We start from the raw sequence: 13,868 nt of genomic DNA on the forward strand, positions 1-13,868 counted from the left end.
CCGATGAGCACCCTCGCCGCGACCGACCTGCCCGGGCGCCGCCCGTCCGGACTCGTGCCCGCTTTCCTCGTCGCGCTGGCTCTGCACGCGCTGGTGCTCGCCGCGGTGATGTTCGTGCGCCTCGCGCCCCCGGCCCCGCCCGGCGAGCAGCAGATCACGGTGGACCTGTCGCCGCTGATGACCGACGCGCCGACCCAGGCGCCGGCCGAGCAGCAGATGAGCCAGGCCGCCCCGCCCGAGGCGAAGCCGATCGACGAGCCGGTGGAGGAGGCGACCGAGCCGCCCCCGCCCGCCGAGCAGGCCGAGGCCCAGCCCGACGAGGCGAAGCCCGTCACGCCGCCGGAGGCCGCGGCGGTCGAGCCGCCGACCCAGGTGATCACCTCCACCGCCGAGCAGGCCGAGCCGCTGGCACCGCCGCCGGTCGCGCAGGCCGAGGAGGCCAAGCCCGAGGAGCCGAAGCCGGATCTCGCCAAGCTCCAGGCCGAGCGCGAGGCCAAGCTGAAGAAGATCCGCGAGGAGAAGCGCCGGGAGGCCGAGCGCCGCGAGCGCGAGGAGGAACGGCGGGAGCGCGAGGAGGAGCGGCGCGAGAAGGTCCGCGAGGCGAAGGCCAAGGCCGCCCGGGAGGCGAAGGCCAGGGCGGCGCAGGCGCGCCAGGGCGCCGAGACCCGCGACGCCGCCTCGTCCTCGCGCCAGAACGCCGCCGGCCGCGCCGCCGCGGGCAACGACCCGAGCGCCCTGCGCCAGTGGACCGGGGCGATCAGCGCCGCGATCCACGGCCGGATGAATCCCGGGGCGGCGGCGGGCACCGGCGGCGGCACGGCGCTGGTGCGGTTCACCGTCCTGCGCTCGGGCTCGGTGTCGGGCGCAGGCCTCGCCCGCTCCAGCGGCGTCGGCCAGATCGACAGCGCCGCGCTCGCGGCGGTGCGCGGCCATCTCCCGCCCGCCCCGCCCGGCGTGACGCAATCGAGCCTGTCGGTGACGATCCCGCTGAACTACCGGGTGCGGTGATTTCCAGGGACTACGCCCGCGCGCCCGGGGACGGCGATTCGCCAGCCGGCGCGCGGGCATGCTAAAGCCCTTAACATTCCGGCCCGCCGCCCGCGTCCCCCGACGCCGAGCGTCGGGCCGGGTCATCCGGCCTCCACCCCCTCTTCGAACAGGCCGGGCCCGCCTCGACCGCCGACCGGCTCGGATGCCGGCGCATCTTCCCCGGGGCGGGGCGAAAGGGATGCGATGAACGACGATACCGAGACCGACCTCGACGAGGCCGAGGAGATCCGCGCCGCCGAGACCGAGGCGCGCGTCCGCGCCGAGAACCGGGCCGAGCGGGCCGAGCGGGCCGAGCGCATGGCGCGCGAGGGCGCCCAGGCGATGGCCGAGCACCACGCGGCGATCAAGGCGGTGGACGAGCGCACCGTGCGCCTGCGGGCCCTGCGCCTCGCCAAGGAGGCGGCGGACGCCCAGACCGCGGCCGCGGAGAAGCAGGCGGCCGATGAGGCGAAGGCCGCCAAGAGCGCCGCCAAGGGCGGTGTGAAGGGCGCGGCTCGCAAGGCCCCGCCGAAGACCGCCGCGAAGGGCTGACCCCGGCATGGTCGACGCGCGCAACCGCCGCCGCTTCACCGATCCGCGCGCGGCCGCGGAGGCGGCCTTCAAGGCCGCGACCACGCCGAAACCCGACGCCCCTCCGCCGGCGGCGCCCGCGCCCGCGCCCGCCGCGGCACCGGGGGTGCGCGAGATGGTGAGCCTGCGCCTCGACAGCGCGGTGCTCGCCCATTTCCAGAAGGACGGGCCGGGCTGGCAGGATCGCATCAACGCGGCGCTGAAGGCGCTGGTCGCCCGGGCCGAGGGCTGAGATGGGTTGGGGCTGAGACGGTTTCCGGCGCGGGTCAGCCCCGCCGGATCCGGTTCACCGCCCGGTCGAGGGCGCCGAGGAACTCGGAGCGGTCGCGGGCCGAGAACGGCCGCGGCCCTCCGGTCACCGCCCCGGATTCGCGTAAGGACTGCATCAGGTCGCGGGTGGCGAGCGCCATGCCGATCGAGGCGTCGGTGAACGGCTTGCCGGTGAAGGACAGCACCGCGGCGCCGGCCCGCACGCAGCGGGCGGCGAGCGGCACGTCCGCGGTGAGCACGATGCTCCCCGGCCCGGCGCGGGCGGCGATCCAGTCGTCGGCGGCATCGAGTTCGGGGCCGACCACCACCCGGACGATCCACGGCTCGCGCGGCAGGTTGAGGACGCTGTTGGCGACGACGTGGACGGTCAGCCCGTAGCGCGCGGCGACGCGATAGGTCTCGTCCTTCACCGGGCAGGCGTCGGCGTCGAGGTAGACGGGGATGTCCACGCCGGGTCCCTCCGCGCTCATCGCGCCGGCACCAGCTTCGAGGCGAAGCCGGCCACGATCAGGAGCACGCCCAGGGCGAACTCCCAGCGCTCGATGTCGCCGCCGACCGAGATCACCACGGCGTGGCCGATCAGGGCGATGCCGGCCAGGGGCGGGCCGAACCGCAGCAGCATCCGCAGGACCCTCGCGCGCCGGCCCGGACGGCCGGCCGTCGAAGGGGGCATCAGCGGGCGCCCGCCGCGCGGCGGGCCGGGCGCGCGCCGGCCTCGAGCTCGGGCTCGGAGGCGGCGCCGCCGCGCTCCAGGGTCGCCACCGCCACCGGCGTACCGCGCCCGCGCAGGGCGTGGGCCCCGAGCGAGCGGGCGCGCACGCCGTCCGGCAGGCCGGGAAGCCGGTCGAGCAGGTCCTGCGAGATCAGCGCGTCGACCCCGAGCGGCCGGCACAGGGCCTCGATCCGCGCGGTGACGTTCACCGCGTCGCCGAAATAGGCGATCTTGTGCCGGTCGACGCCGACTTCCGCGGTCACCACCGGGCCGCCGTGCAGGGCGGCGCGCAGGCGCGGCACGACCCCGAACCGGGCGGTCCAGGCCTCGGCCTCCGCCTCGATCCGCTCGCGCACGTCGAACAGGCAGGTGACGCAGCGCGCGTCGCGCAGGCCCCGCTTCATCGGCCACGTCACGATCGCGAGGTCGCCCACGTAATCGTCGACCGAGCCGCCGTTGCGGCGCACCGGCTCGGCCAGCGCGGCGAAGACCGCGCCGAGATATTCCTGCGCCCGCAGGTCGCCGTGCGCCTCGGCGAAGGCGGTCGAGCCGACCACGTCGAGGAACAGGAACACGCGCTCCTCCTCGACCGGCTTGTGGTAGCGGCCGATCATGAAGTTCACGAACACCTCGCCGCCGATCAGGTCGCGCATGCGGATCACGAAGACCAGCAGGCCCGACACGGCCAGCGCGTAGGCGAGCACCCGCGGGGTCAGCCGGGTCGCCTCGACGAGCGGGTCCTTGGTGAGGGAGAAGCCCCAGACGACGAGGCCGCCGAGCGCGTTGCCGGCCGCGATCATCAGCACGTAGGCGAACTCGGCCGCCGGCACGTAGAGCGAGGCCGGCAGGCGCCGGATCCGGGCCTGGAGGCCGGCGAGGATCAGGCCGCGGTCGAAGGCGAGCACCGCCGCGCCCATGCACAGGCCGTAGGTGAAGCCGGCCAGCGGCGAGGCCCCGGCCGCGAACACGACGTTGTAGAGGAGCCCCGCGCCCGCGGCCGCGAGCAGGATGAGGACCCAGAACCAGCGATGGGCGGGCAGCATCAGCGGGCTCCGCGGGCGGCGCCGCCGGAGCGGCCTGCGGGGGGCTTGGCGCGGGCGATGGACACGGGGTGACCCTGGCCGAAAGTCTAGCGCCGGGCGCTGCGATCGGCCATTGCTCACGCCCCCATGATGGCGCGAGTAAGGCGCGGGACTCCCACACCGCGGCGGGCCCCAGGTCGGGCGGCGTCGCGGTCCGGGACAACGAGGGAGCGTTGGCATGGAGGCGAGGCGCTTCGGCGCGGCGCGGGTCCGCGTGCCGGTGATCGGCCAGGGCACGTGGAACATCGATCGCGGGGACCGGGCGGAGGCGGTGCGGGCCCTGCGCGCCGGGATCGACGCCGGCATGACCCACATCGACACCGCCGAGATGTACGGCGAGGCCGAGGCCATCGTCGCCGAGGCGGTCCGCGACTGCCGCGAGGAGGTGTTCCTCGTCTCCAAGGTCGTGCCGAGCAACGCCACCCGCCGCGGGGTCGTGCGCGCCTGCGAGGCCTCGCTGCGGCGGCTGAACACCGACCGGCTCGACTGCTACCTGCTGCACTGGCCGGGCAGCCACCCGCTCGCGGAGACGATCGGTGGGTTCGAGGATCTGCGCCGGGCGGGCAAGATCCTGTCCTGGGGGGTGAGCAATTTCGACGTCGACGACCTGGAGCGGGCGCTCGCGGTCGCCGGGCCGGACCGGATCGCCTGCAACCAGGTGCTCTACCATCTCGGCGAGCGGGCGATCGAGCACGCGGTCCTGCCCTGGTGCGCGGATCACGGGGTGGCGCTGGTCGGCTACTCGCCCTTCGGCAGCGGCGACTTCCCCGAGCCGTCGAGCCCGGGCGGCCGGGTGCTCGACGGGATCGCCCGGTCGCACGGCACCACGCCCTACGCGGTGGCGCTGGCCTTCCTGACCCGCTTGGCCACCACCTTCACCATCCCGAAGACCGGCCGGCCGGCGCGGGCGGTGGAGAATGCCGGGGCGGGCGCGCTGCATCTCGGCGCGGCCGAGATCGCGCTGATCGACGCGCATTTTCCCCGCGGCCCGCGGCCGCGGATGCTGCCGATGCTGTGACGGCCGCGGAACTCCGCGTGGTTCGTCGAGCGACCCATTCGCGCCGGGTCTCCCTCCCCCCTCTGCGGGGGAGGGTGGCCCCTGCGTGAGCAGGGGTCGGGAGAGGGGAGCCCGGCTTCAAGCAACGGCATTGCGCGGATGCCGTCCGCCACATCCGGCACCGTCGCTCCCCTCACCCGACGCCCTTCGGGCGCCACCCTCTCCCGCAGAGGGGAGAGGGGTGCCCGCCCACGCTGCGCGAGAGCACTCCCGACTCCCCTACTCCCCGATGCCGAACAGCTTCTCCAGGAGGTTGCGGTCGTCCGGCGCGGCCTCGCGGCGGACGGGGGCGCGGGGACGCGGAGCGGGCTCGGGGGCGGCGCCGCCGTTCAGGAACTGGCCGATCTGGCCCAGCACGTCGCCGGGGCCGGGGGCGGCGTTCGCCACCGTGGCGGTGGTCTCGGGGGCCCTGCGCCAGCGGTTGATGTTCGGCAGCGGCACCGGCGCCTGACCCTTGAGCGCCTGGGTCATGTAGGTCTTCCAGATCTCCACCGGCAGGTTGCCGCCGGACGCCTTCTTGGTCGGCTCGCCGTCGTCGTTGCCGAGCCAGACGCCGGTCACGAGGGTGGCGGAGTAGCCGACGAACCACGCGTCGCGAAAGTCCTGGCTGGTGCCGGTCTTGCCGGCCAGATCCCAGCCGGGGATGTCGCCCTTCTTCGCGGTGCCGGAGACGAAGGTCTCGTGCATCATCGCGTTCATCATGCCGTCGGCGCTCGCGTCGATGACCCGGCCGAGGCCGCTGTCGGCGCGCTTGTAGAGGACCTTGCCGTCGGTGGTCTTCACCGAGGCGACGACGTAGGGGATCACCCCGGTGCCGCCGTTGGCGAAGGCGCCGTAGGCGCCGACCATCTCCATCAGCGTCACCTCGGAGGTGCCGAGCGCGATCGAGCCGTTGGCCTGGAGCGGCGAGGTGATGCCGAGGCGCTGGGCGGTCTGCACTACCGCCTTCGGGCCGACCTCCTGGCCGAGCCGCACCGCCACGGTGTTGAGCGAGTGGGCGAGCGCCGAGCGCAGGGTGACCGGGCCCTCGTAGCGGTGGGAGTAGTTCTCCGGCGCCCAGGTGCCGATCCGGATCGGCGCGTCCTCGCGCACCGTGTCGGGGGTGGCGCCGCGCTCGACCGCGGCGAGGTAGACGAACGGCTTGAACGAGGAGCCCGGCTGACGCTTGGCGGTGGTGGCGCGGTTGAACTGGCTCTGGGCGTAGTCGCGCCCGCCGATCAGGGCGCGGATCGCCCCGTCCGGCCGCATCGACACCAGCGCGCCCTGGCCGACGTTGTAGCGCCCGCCCTGCTTGTTCAGCTCGTCGGTCAGCGCCCGCTCGGCGGTCCCCTGGAGGCCGGTGTCGACGGTGGTCTGCACGACGATGTCGGTCTCGAACTTGCCGACGTAGTCGTCGAGCACGTCCATCACGAGGTCGGCGACGTAGTTGGCCGAGCCGCCGCCGCGGCTGCTCGCCGGCCGGGCCGGCTGGGCCAGCGACACCTTCACGTCCCCCGGCGCCGCGAAGCCGAGATCCTGCATCGCCGCGAGCACCTGGGCGGCGCGGGCCTGCGCGGCCGGCAGGTTGCGGTTCGGGGCGAGCCGCGACGGCGCCTGGACGAGGCCGCCGAGCATCGCGGCCTGCGCGAGGCTGACGTCCTTGGCCGGCTTGCCGAAGTAGCGCTGCGCGGCCGCCTCGACGCCGTAGGCGCCGGCGCCGAAGTAGACGCGGTTGAGGTAGAGTTCGAGGATCTCGTCCTTGGTGTACTTGTGCTCCAGCCACAGCGCCAGGATCGCCTCCTGGATCTTTCGCGATGCCGAGCGTTCCGGCGTCAGGAACAGATTCTTGGCGAGCTGCTGCGTCAGCGTCGAGCCGCCCTGGGCGACGCCGCGGCGGGTGAGGTTCTGGGCGATCGCCCGGCCGATGCCGACGGGATCGATGCCCGCATGGGTGTAGAAGCGCCGGTCCTCGATCGCCACGAAGGCGCGCGGCAGGTAGGGCGGCAGCTCCTTGATCGACACGACGCGCCCGCCGGTCTCGCCGCGGTTGGCGAGCAGCGAGCCGTCGCTCGCCAGGATCGCGATGTTGGGCGGGCGCTTCGGGACCGAGAGCTGGTCGATCGGCGGCAGTTGCGAGGCGTGGTAGGCCACGAGCCCGGCGAGCCCGATCGCCGCCCACAGGCCGAGGACGACGCAGCCGTAGACGATGCGGCCGAGCCACGAGCGGCGGCGGACGCGCCGCGCGCCGCGCCCGGTCGCGCCCCGCGCCGTCCCCTTGGCCGCCTTGGCGCCCCTCCCCGTCCCCGAGCCCGTCCGCTTGCCCACGCGCCCCCCGTCTCCGCCCCCGGCCCGGTCCTCGCGGGACAGGCGCAGATCGAGGTCGCCCCGGGTCGAGCGCCCCTCCGGCACATCGAAGTTCGGCTCGATCCTGCCCCGACCCCTGTCCGGCCCGTTGCCCGGCCCCTTGCCCTGCCCGCTGCCCAGCCCTCTGGCCATGAATCCCGTCTGCGCATGAAACCGCCCGGCCCCGTGCGCCGAGCGCCGCGGGACCGGTTACCGCACGCTAAATGCGGCGGTTTAAGGGGGCGTTAGCACTGCCCGGGCGCGCCGGACGCGGGGCGCCCGGGCCGCGGAACCCGACACAACGCCTTGGCGTCGCGATGCTTTTTCGTGCAGGGGGACCACGCAGGGCCGCGGCCGGACGCGGTCAGACCGCGGGGTCGTCCGCCGCGTCCGCCTCGCGCCCGAGCACGTGCCGCGACTCGGCCAGGAGCACGGGATGGCGGGCCGATTGCGGTCCGGATTGCGGCGTGTCGCGCCCGGCCCCGGCGATCCGGGCCAGGAAGTCGCGGCGGCGCAGGCCGAACCGGCCGAGGCTCGCGGTGAGCGCGCGCAGCACGATCCGCACCGCCTCGGTGCGCTCGCGCTCGCGGGCCAGTTCCTCCTCCAGCGCCCGCACGCGCGCCCGCGCCGCGGCGAGGGCGTCGCGGTTCGCCTCGTAATCCGCCGCGCCGGTGCGCGCGTCGTCGAGCCGGATCCGGCACTCCTGCAACGCGCTGAGCAGCAGGAGTTCCTGCGCCGACGCCTGACTCATCCCGGTCCTCCCCGCGCGCCCGGCCGGTGCCGAGGCGGCGCGCCCGCCGATCGTTTCCCGCCCGCCTATAGCCGGTGGCGGCCCCGCACCAGAAGCCCGGTCTCTCCGGCGAGGCCAATCCGGAGCGCGGCGATCGGCGCCGCGCCCCGCGCAGCCTGCGGATTCCGGCGCCCACCGAACTGATCATCCGGCCGCCATAGCCGTCATCGGACTCTTAACCCGCCGCCTGCACTGTCCATCGGATCGGGCGACACCCTGCGCCCGCGCCGGATTGCGGCCAGGGGGGCCTCCCGATGCTCGACGATCGCCGCGGCGCGTTCCGGCGCAACGCCTTCACCTTCGGCGCGGTCACCGGCATCGGCCCGGAGATCGAGTGCCTCGTCTGGGACGCGACGGAATCCGGAGCGCAGATCGAGGTCGCGGATCCGGACCGGGTGCCGGACCGGTTCGACCTGCGGCTGACCGTGGACGCGCCCGCGCGGCCGGTCGCGGTCGCGTGGCGCCGGGGCCGGCGCCTCGGCCTGACCTTCCTGGGCTGAGGCGCCGGCCGGGTCAGGCGCCGGGCTCGACCGCCGGGCTTCGGGGACCCGTCCCCCAGGATGGCCGGGACGCGCGGCGCGGCGGCGGGGCCGCGAGGTGGAGGGCGCGCGGCCGCACGAACAGGGCGGCGAGCGGCGTGCCGCGCACCAGCCGCTCCAGGGCGAGCGGCACGAGCACCGCGACGGTGATGACGGCGAGGCTCACGAGGCCGACATCCGCGATGAGCCCCGAGCGGACCAGCGCCTCGCGCGTCGCGGCCATCGGCAGGGTGAAGGCGAGGTAGATCACGATCGAGCGCTGCCCGCAGTACCGCAGCGCCTCGGCGACCGGCCCGCCCGCCCGGTCGAGCAGCGCCGCCCCGGACACGATCGCCAGCGCCCCGGCGGCGCCCAGCACGAGGCTCACCCCGGGCAGGCTCGCGAGCGTCGGGTAGCCGGCGAAGGCGGAGGGCGTCAGCGCGAGCCAGCCCTCCGCGACGGCCCAGAGCGCGAGGCCGATCAGCGCGAGACCGGCGCGCGCCCGCACGCGATCGGCCAGCGCGAAGATGTGGCGGGCGAGCAGGTAGCCGCCGACGAAGTAGACGTAGCGGGCGCAGAACTCCTCGACGAGGGTCGAGTCGGAGCGGATGTCGGCGAGTTGCAGCAGGGCGGCGCCGGCCAGCAGCGCCGGCCCCGGCACGCGGCGCAGCAGCTTGGTGACCACCGAGAACACGGCGAGCAGGTAGATGAACCACAGGGTCGAGTACGGCTCGACCAGGGCGTGCGCAAGGTGGGCGAGGAACGCCTCCGGCCCAGCCCCGTCGACGATCCGGCCGTACTTGGCCGCCGACAGGATCAGCAGCCACAGCAGGTAGAAGTAGGCGAAGTGGGCCACCCGCCGGTCCGCGAACAGCCGCCAGTCGCGGTCGATCACCCGGCCGACGAACAGCCCGGACAGGAGGAAGAAGTCGGGGATGCGGAACGGCTTGGCGAAGGCCACCACCGGGTGCAGGAACCCCTCGCCGCCCATCGCCTCGCCGGTGCCGAGCACCGCGTGCATCATCACCACGAGCAGGATGCAGGTGCCCTTGGCGATGTCGACCCAGGCGCGCCGCCCGTCCGCTTCGTCCCCGCCCGCCATGCCCGCCCCCGTCGCCACGGGGGGACCTTAGGGCGCCGCGGTTGAGGAAGGTGTCGGTCGGGCCGTCGATCCGCAATCGTGATGAACGGGCCGTGAAACCGGGTGCCCGTTCCGAGGTGGGGTGTCCCGTCCTACGGCCGATCGTGCGGTGGAGTCGGGCGGACGAGGCGCTCGCGCACCGCGTGCACGAGATGGTCGCGCTTCACCCAACCCTCGCTGGCGATACCGCCGAGCGGGCACCGTGTCATGCTTTGTCCAGAAAAGCCATCGCACGATCGCGTCGTACAGGCCTATGCGATGGCTTTTCGCCCGGGCACGGCCGATCTCGCAGCCGCTCGACACTAGCCGCCTAATCCCGCCGCTTGGACGCCCGCCGGTCGCGGGTCATGCGGGTCGGGGCGTGGAAGTCGTCCGGCTTGCCCCGGACCCAGGCGAGGAAGCCGGCGATCTCGGGGTCGGCGCGGAGCGCGTCCACGTCGGCGAGGCGGCGGGCGATCTCGGCCTCGCTGTAGCGGGCGTGGATGGCCGAGTGGCAGATCTGGTGCAGGCGCACGGTGCCGCGGTGGGTGCCGCCCTTCAGCCGCGGGGTCAGGTGGTGCAGGCTGGAGCGGGCGTGCCCAGGGATCGGACGCTCGCAGAGCGGGCAGACGGGGAGCGGCTTCGCCGCCGGCCCGTGCGTGTCCGGGTCGTCGTCGTGCCAGCGCCGGGACCGCCGTCCGACCAAGCCGCCCAACCTCCATCGGCCGACCGCTCGGCCCTCGGGCCAAGAGGTAGGACGCACCCGGACCCGGCGGCAGGGGCGACGGCGTCGCGGGGGTGGACGTCAGCCCGGCACGACGGCCGCGTCGGCGCAGGCGGTGCGGAACAGGGCCGCCGCCTCGGCGTCCCGGGCGCCGAGGATCGAGACGTGGTCGCCGGGGATCAGGTCGAGCCGCGCCCGGGGGCCGATCGCCGCTTCGAGCCGCCGGGCGAGTTCGGCCGGCACGATGCGGTCGGCCTCGCCCTGCACGATCAGCACCGGCGCGGTGCCGCCGGCCACCCGCCGGTCGGAGCGGAAGGTGTCCCGCAGGAGCAGCGTCGGGACGTACGGAAAGTGCACCCGCACGGCGTTGACCAGGGAATCGAACGGCGCTTCGAGGTAGAGCCCGCGATGCGGGACCCGCTCGGCCACCGCGACCGCCACCGCCGCGCCGAGGGAGTGGCCGTGCAGCAGCACCGGCGCGCCGGGCGCCCGCGCCGCGACCTCGGCGGCGGCCGCCAGCCCGTCGCGGATCAGCCCGTCCTCGCTCGGGGCTCCGGTCGAGCCCGGATAGCCGCGATAGGCCACCGCCAGCACGCCCCAGCCCGCCGCCCGCCACGGCCCTTGGGAGAAGCGGGCCGCGTGCGGCTCGGGCCGCGCCCCGTTGCCGTGGAAGGTCACCACCACGCCGCAGCCCGGGCGCGGCGGGTGCCAGAGCCCGTGCAGCCGCTCCCCGTCCGGGGTCGCCACCGTCACGACCGCGACGCCCGGCGGCACCGCGTGCGGGGGCGGCGGCCGGTAGGCGCCCGGGTAGATCAGCCGGCGCTGGCCGAGCGCCAGCCCCACCAGCGCGAGGGCGTAGAGCGCGAGCGCCAGGACGGCGAGGACGGCCAGGACGCGCATGCGGATTTCCGTGGGGGACCGGGGCCGGACGGCCGGGGTGGGACGACGGGACCGGGAGACAGAGTCCCGATGCCCGAGCGATCGGCGCCCGGCAACACGTTGACAAAGCCCGCGCCGGCGTGAAGTCTCGAATCATTCCGAGGGGGGCCCCGCGCGGGGGCTGAGATTGGGCCGGAGGCCCTGACCCTTGAACCTGATCCGGTTCGTACCGGCGGAGGGACGGGAACCGACGGCCTGACGGCCGGCTCTCATCTCATCGTCCGCAGCGTATCCGGACCGCTCCAGCGCCAGGAGAGGCTCCCGATGAACGTGCCCGTGCTGCCCAAGACCGTGAAGGCGAAGGACTTCTCCGGAGGTCCCGAGACCGTGACCACGGGTCCGGTCACCGGCTCGCGCAAGGTCTACGCGTCCGTGGCCGGGCGCGACGACATCCGCGTGCCCTATCGCGAGATCGCGCTGACCGACCCGAACGAGGCGCCGGTGCGGATCTACGACCCGTCGGGCCCCTACACCGAGACCGACGCGCGGATCGACCTCAGCGCCGGCCTGCCCGGCGTGCGCGAGCCGTGGATCGCCGCGCGCGGCTACGCGGCCGTCGAGCCGCGGGCGGTCAAGCCCGAGGACAACGGCTTCGCCGGCGACAAGCTGGTGGCCGCCTGCCCCGCCGAGCGGGTGATCCGCAAGGCCGCGCCGGGCCAGAAGGTCACCCAGTACGAGTTCGCCCGCGCCGGGATCATCACCGAGGAGATGATCTACGTCGCCCACCGCGAGAACGCCTGCCGCGAGGCGGTGCTGGAGCGGGCCGAGGCCGCGCTCGCCGACGGCGAGAGTTTCGGCGCGTCGGTGCCGGCGTTCATCACCCCGGAATTCGTGCGCGACGAGGTGGCGCGCGGCCGGGCGATCATCCCGGCCAACATCAACCACACCGAGCTGGAGCCGATGGCGATCGGCCGGAACTTCCTGGTCAAGATCAACGCCAACATCGGCAACTCGGCCGTCACCTCCTCGGCGGCGGAGGAGGTCGAGAAGCTGGTCTGGTCGATCCGCTGGGGCGCGGACACGGTGATGGACCTCTCGACCGGCCGCAACATCCACAACATCCGCTCGTGGATCATCCGCAACAGCCCCGTCCCGATCGGCACGGTGCCGATCTACCAGGCGCTGGAGAAGGTCGGCGGCGACCCGCTCAAGCTCGACTGGGAGGTGTTCAAGGACACGCTCATCGAGCAGGCCGAGCAGGGCGTCGACTACTTCACGATCCACGCCGGCGTGCGGCTGGCGCACGTGCCGCTCACGGCGCGACGCGTCACCGGCATCGTCTCGCGCGGCGGCTCGATCATGGCGCGCTGGTGCCTCGCCGGGCACCGGGAATCGTTCCTCTACGAGCGGTTCGACGAGATCTGCGACATCATGCGGGCCTACGACGTGTCGTTCTCCCTCGGTGACGGCCTGCGCCCCGGCTCGATCGCCGACGCCAACGACGCGGCGCAGTTCGCCGAGCTGGAGACGCTGGGCGAGCTGACCAAGATCGCCTGGGACAAGGGCTGCCAGACCATGATCGAGGGCCCCGGCCACGTGCCGATGCACAAGGTCAAGGTCAACATGGAGAAGCAGCTCCGCGAGTGCGGCGAGGCGCCGTTCTACACGCTCGGCCCGCTGACCACGGACGTGGCGCCCGGCTACGACCACATCACCTCGGGCATCGGCGCGGCGATGATCGGCTGGTTCGGTTGCGCCATGCTCTGCTACGTCACGCCCAAGGAGCACCTGGGGCTCCCCGACCGGGACGACGTGAAGACCGGCGTCATCACCTACAAGATCGCCGCCCACGCCGCCGACCTCGCCAAGGGCCACCCGGCCGCGCAGTTGCGCGACGACGCCCTCAGCCGCGCCCGGTTCGACTTCCGCTGGGAGGACCAGTTCAACCTCTCGCTCGATCCCGACACGGCGCGCAGCTACCACGACGAGACCCTGCCCAAGGACGCGCACAAGGTCGCCCATTTCTGCTCGATGTGCGGCCCGAAGTTCTGCTCGATGAAGATCACGCAGGACCTGCGCGCCGAGGTACTGGCGATGGAGCAGGCGGGTCAGGTGATCGGCGCGGCCCCCGCCCTGTCGCCGGCCGAGGCCGAGGCCGGGATGCGCGAGAAGTCGCGCGAGTTCCTGGCCGAGGGCGGCAAGCTCTACGTCGACGCGGCGGAGTAGCACCGGGCCTTCGATGAGATGCCCGCCCGCGCGGAACGGTCGCGCGGGCGGGCGAGATCGTGAGGTTGCCGTTCGGGCATTCCGCGGATTGCGCACACCGCGTTGACCGGATCTTCATCTCAGATCCAGGAGTTGCACGACCCGCCGGTGCACAAGCGTCCCCCGTTAGGGTCCGCTTAAGGGCGCGGCCGGCGAAATCCTACGATCACAGGATCGCAGGAATCGGCTCATGGAAATCCGCAGTCTGGCCGCCGGCCCGCAGGGCCTCGATGCCATCGGTGCCACCGCCGCACCGCCGGCGCGGACGTCCGAGCCCCCGACCTCCAACGCCCTCGACCCGCCGGTGAAGGTCGAGATCGGCGCGGACGCCCGCGCGGGACGCTTCACCCGCGACGCCGATACCAGCACCATGGTGTTCCAGGTGGTCGATTCCGCCTCCGGGGACGTGGTCGAGCAGCTCCCCAGCGAGACGGCCCTGCGCAACCGCGCCTACGACAGCGCCCGGGCGCAGCGCTCGGAATCCGCCGGCCTGTCGCGGGTCGCCTGAC

15 protein-coding genes and 1 riboswitch are annotated in these 13,868 nt (G+C 74.1%); of the genes, 7 read left to right on the top strand and 8 right to left on the bottom strand.

Translation table 11 applies throughout. From position 1 onward, the window contains the following. The first annotated feature begins 3 nt into the window (after window positions 1–3). The 3 genes from tolA to Q8W71_RS04370 all read left to right on the top strand — a co-directional run bounded on the left by tolA (window position 4) and on the right by Q8W71_RS04370 (window position 1,852). A complete protein-coding gene (gene tolA, locus Q8W71_RS04360) occupies window positions 4–1,008 on the top strand; it encodes a cell envelope integrity protein TolA (protein ID WP_305524110.1) in 1,005 nt (334 codons plus the stop codon). A 225-nt stretch (window positions 1,009–1,233) separates the two neighbouring features. Further along, window positions 1,234–1,581 carry a hypothetical protein gene (locus tag Q8W71_RS04365; protein WP_305524111.1) on the top strand — a complete coding sequence of 116 codons (348 nt, stop codon included), beginning with the start codon at window positions 1,234–1,236 and terminating at the stop codon, window positions 1,579–1,581. A gap of 7 nt (window positions 1,582–1,588) precedes the next feature. Continuing rightward, entirely contained in the window at window positions 1,589–1,852 is a 264-nt protein-coding gene (locus Q8W71_RS04370; protein ID WP_305524112.1) for a BrnA antitoxin family protein, read from the top strand. A 34-nt stretch (window positions 1,853–1,886) separates the two neighbouring features. Here the strand turns inward: Q8W71_RS04370 and Q8W71_RS04375 are convergent, their stop codons facing one another. From Q8W71_RS04375 to Q8W71_RS04385, 3 genes are read right to left on the bottom strand one after another with little or no spacing between them, the layout of a single operon-like run. Next, entirely contained in the window at window positions 1,887–2,339 is a 453-nt protein-coding gene (locus tag Q8W71_RS04375; protein WP_305524113.1) for a YaiI/YqxD family protein, read from the bottom strand. 17 nt (window positions 2,340–2,356) lie between these two features. Then, complete coding sequence (locus tag Q8W71_RS04380; protein WP_305524114.1) at window positions 2,357–2,512, bottom strand: hypothetical protein; 156 nt, start codon at window positions 2,510–2,512, stop codon at window positions 2,357–2,359. Window positions 2,513–2,562: 50 nt separating this feature from the next. Continuing rightward, window positions 2,563–3,645 (bottom strand): adenylate/guanylate cyclase domain-containing protein, encoded by a 1,083-nt coding sequence (locus Q8W71_RS04385; RefSeq protein ID WP_305524115.1) that lies wholly within the window; start codon window positions 3,643–3,645, stop codon window positions 2,563–2,565. Between the two features lie 217 nt (window positions 3,646–3,862). On the opposite strand from Q8W71_RS04385, the gene Q8W71_RS04390 reads away from it, so the two are divergent. Further along, window positions 3,863–4,702 carry an aldo/keto reductase gene (locus Q8W71_RS04390; protein WP_305524116.1) on the top strand — a complete coding sequence of 280 codons (840 nt, stop codon included), beginning with the start codon at window positions 3,863–3,865 and terminating at the stop codon, window positions 4,700–4,702. 258 nt (window positions 4,703–4,960) lie between these two features. On the opposite strand, the gene Q8W71_RS04395 is transcribed toward Q8W71_RS04390, so the two are convergent. Beyond that, window positions 4,961–7,216: a transglycosylase domain-containing protein gene (locus Q8W71_RS04395; protein WP_305524117.1), complete on the bottom strand. Its 2,256-nt coding sequence runs from the start codon at window positions 7,214–7,216 to the stop codon at window positions 4,961–4,963. A gap of 211 nt (window positions 7,217–7,427) precedes the next feature. Further along, the gene (locus Q8W71_RS04400; protein WP_305524118.1) at window positions 7,428–7,814 is read right to left on the bottom strand and encodes an ATP-dependent helicase; all 387 of its coding nucleotides are present in this window, start codon (window positions 7,812–7,814) and stop codon (window positions 7,428–7,430) included. A gap of 293 nt (window positions 7,815–8,107) precedes the next feature. Here Q8W71_RS04400 and Q8W71_RS04405 point away from each other — a divergent pair, with 293 nt between their 5' ends. After that, window positions 8,108–8,353 carry a pilus assembly protein PilZ gene (locus tag Q8W71_RS04405; protein WP_305524119.1) on the top strand — a complete coding sequence of 82 codons (246 nt, stop codon included), beginning with the start codon at window positions 8,108–8,110 and terminating at the stop codon, window positions 8,351–8,353. 13 nt (window positions 8,354–8,366) lie between these two features. Here Q8W71_RS04405 and Q8W71_RS04410 read toward each other — a convergent pair whose 3' ends face one another. The 3 genes from Q8W71_RS04410 to Q8W71_RS04420 all read right to left on the bottom strand — a co-directional run bounded on the left by Q8W71_RS04410 (window position 8,367) and on the right by Q8W71_RS04420 (window position 11,115). After that, the gene (locus Q8W71_RS04410) at window positions 8,367–9,473 is read right to left on the bottom strand and encodes an acyltransferase family protein (protein WP_305524120.1); all 1,107 of its coding nucleotides are present in this window, start codon (window positions 9,471–9,473) and stop codon (window positions 8,367–8,369) included. A 349-nt stretch (window positions 9,474–9,822) separates the two neighbouring features. Further along, window positions 9,823–10,197 carry an HNH endonuclease family protein gene (locus tag Q8W71_RS04415; protein ID WP_305524121.1) on the bottom strand — a complete coding sequence of 125 codons (375 nt, stop codon included), beginning with the start codon at window positions 10,195–10,197 and terminating at the stop codon, window positions 9,823–9,825. 99 nt (window positions 10,198–10,296) lie between these two features. Beyond that, on the bottom strand, window positions 10,297–11,115 hold the full coding sequence (locus Q8W71_RS04420) for an alpha/beta hydrolase (RefSeq protein WP_305524122.1): 819 nt from the start codon (window positions 11,113–11,115) through the stop codon (window positions 10,297–10,299). Window positions 11,116–11,245: 130 nt separating this feature from the next. Continuing rightward, window positions 11,246–11,352: riboswitch (TPP riboswitch) on the top strand. 66 nt (window positions 11,353–11,418) lie between these two features. Between Q8W71_RS04420 and thiC the strand changes: the two genes are divergently transcribed. Then, window positions 11,419–13,320, top strand: a complete 1,902-nt coding sequence (gene thiC / locus Q8W71_RS04425) for a phosphomethylpyrimidine synthase ThiC (protein ID WP_305524123.1) — start codon at window positions 11,419–11,421, stop codon at window positions 13,318–13,320. Window positions 13,321–13,549: 229 nt separating this feature from the next. Beyond that, on the top strand, window positions 13,550–13,867 hold the full coding sequence (locus Q8W71_RS04430; protein WP_305524124.1) for a flagellar protein FlaG: 318 nt from the start codon (window positions 13,550–13,552) through the stop codon (window positions 13,865–13,867). Window position 13,868: the final 1 nt, after the last annotated feature.

Origin of the sequence: Methylobacterium amylolyticum, from assembly GCF_030700245.1 — a bacterium.
Classification (GTDB): Bacteria; Pseudomonadota; Alphaproteobacteria; order Rhizobiales; family Beijerinckiaceae; genus Methylobacterium.

Excerpts from the sequence above, each read along its gene's own strand:
- Q8W71_RS04370 (WP_305524112.1), top strand. The coding sequence starts at position 1,589 with ATGGTCGACGCGCGCAACCGCCGCCGCTTCACCGATCCGCGCGCGGCC.
- Q8W71_RS04400 (WP_305524118.1), bottom strand. The coding sequence starts at position 7,814 with ATGAGTCAGGCGTCGGCGCAGGAACTCCTGCTGCTCAGCGCGTTGCAG.
- Q8W71_RS04390 (WP_305524116.1), top strand. The coding sequence starts at position 3,863 with ATGGAGGCGAGGCGCTTCGGCGCGGCGCGGGTCCGCGTGCCGGTGATC.
- tolA (WP_305524110.1), top strand. The coding sequence starts at position 4 with ATGAGCACCCTCGCCGCGACCGACCTGCCCGGGCGCCGCCCGTCCGGA.
- thiC (WP_305524123.1), top strand. The coding sequence starts at position 11,419 with ATGAACGTGCCCGTGCTGCCCAAGACCGTGAAGGCGAAGGACTTCTCC.
- Q8W71_RS04405 (WP_305524119.1), top strand. The coding sequence starts at position 8,108 with ATGCTCGACGATCGCCGCGGCGCGTTCCGGCGCAACGCCTTCACCTTC.
- Q8W71_RS04380 (WP_305524114.1), bottom strand. The coding sequence starts at position 2,512 with ATGCTGCTGCGGTTCGGCCCGCCCCTGGCCGGCATCGCCCTGATCGGC.
- Q8W71_RS04430 (WP_305524124.1), top strand. The coding sequence starts at position 13,550 with ATGGAAATCCGCAGTCTGGCCGCCGGCCCGCAGGGCCTCGATGCCATC.
- Q8W71_RS04365 (WP_305524111.1), top strand. The coding sequence starts at position 1,234 with ATGAACGACGATACCGAGACCGACCTCGACGAGGCCGAGGAGATCCGC.
- Q8W71_RS04410 (WP_305524120.1), bottom strand. The coding sequence starts at position 9,473 with ATGGCGGGCGGGGACGAAGCGGACGGGCGGCGCGCCTGGGTCGACATC.
- Q8W71_RS04395 (WP_305524117.1), bottom strand. The coding sequence starts at position 7,216 with ATGGCCAGAGGGCTGGGCAGCGGGCAGGGCAAGGGGCCGGGCAACGGG.
- Q8W71_RS04385 (WP_305524115.1), bottom strand. The coding sequence starts at position 3,645 with ATGCTGCCCGCCCATCGCTGGTTCTGGGTCCTCATCCTGCTCGCGGCC.
- Q8W71_RS04420 (WP_305524122.1), bottom strand. The coding sequence starts at position 11,115 with ATGCGCGTCCTGGCCGTCCTCGCCGTCCTGGCGCTCGCGCTCTACGCC.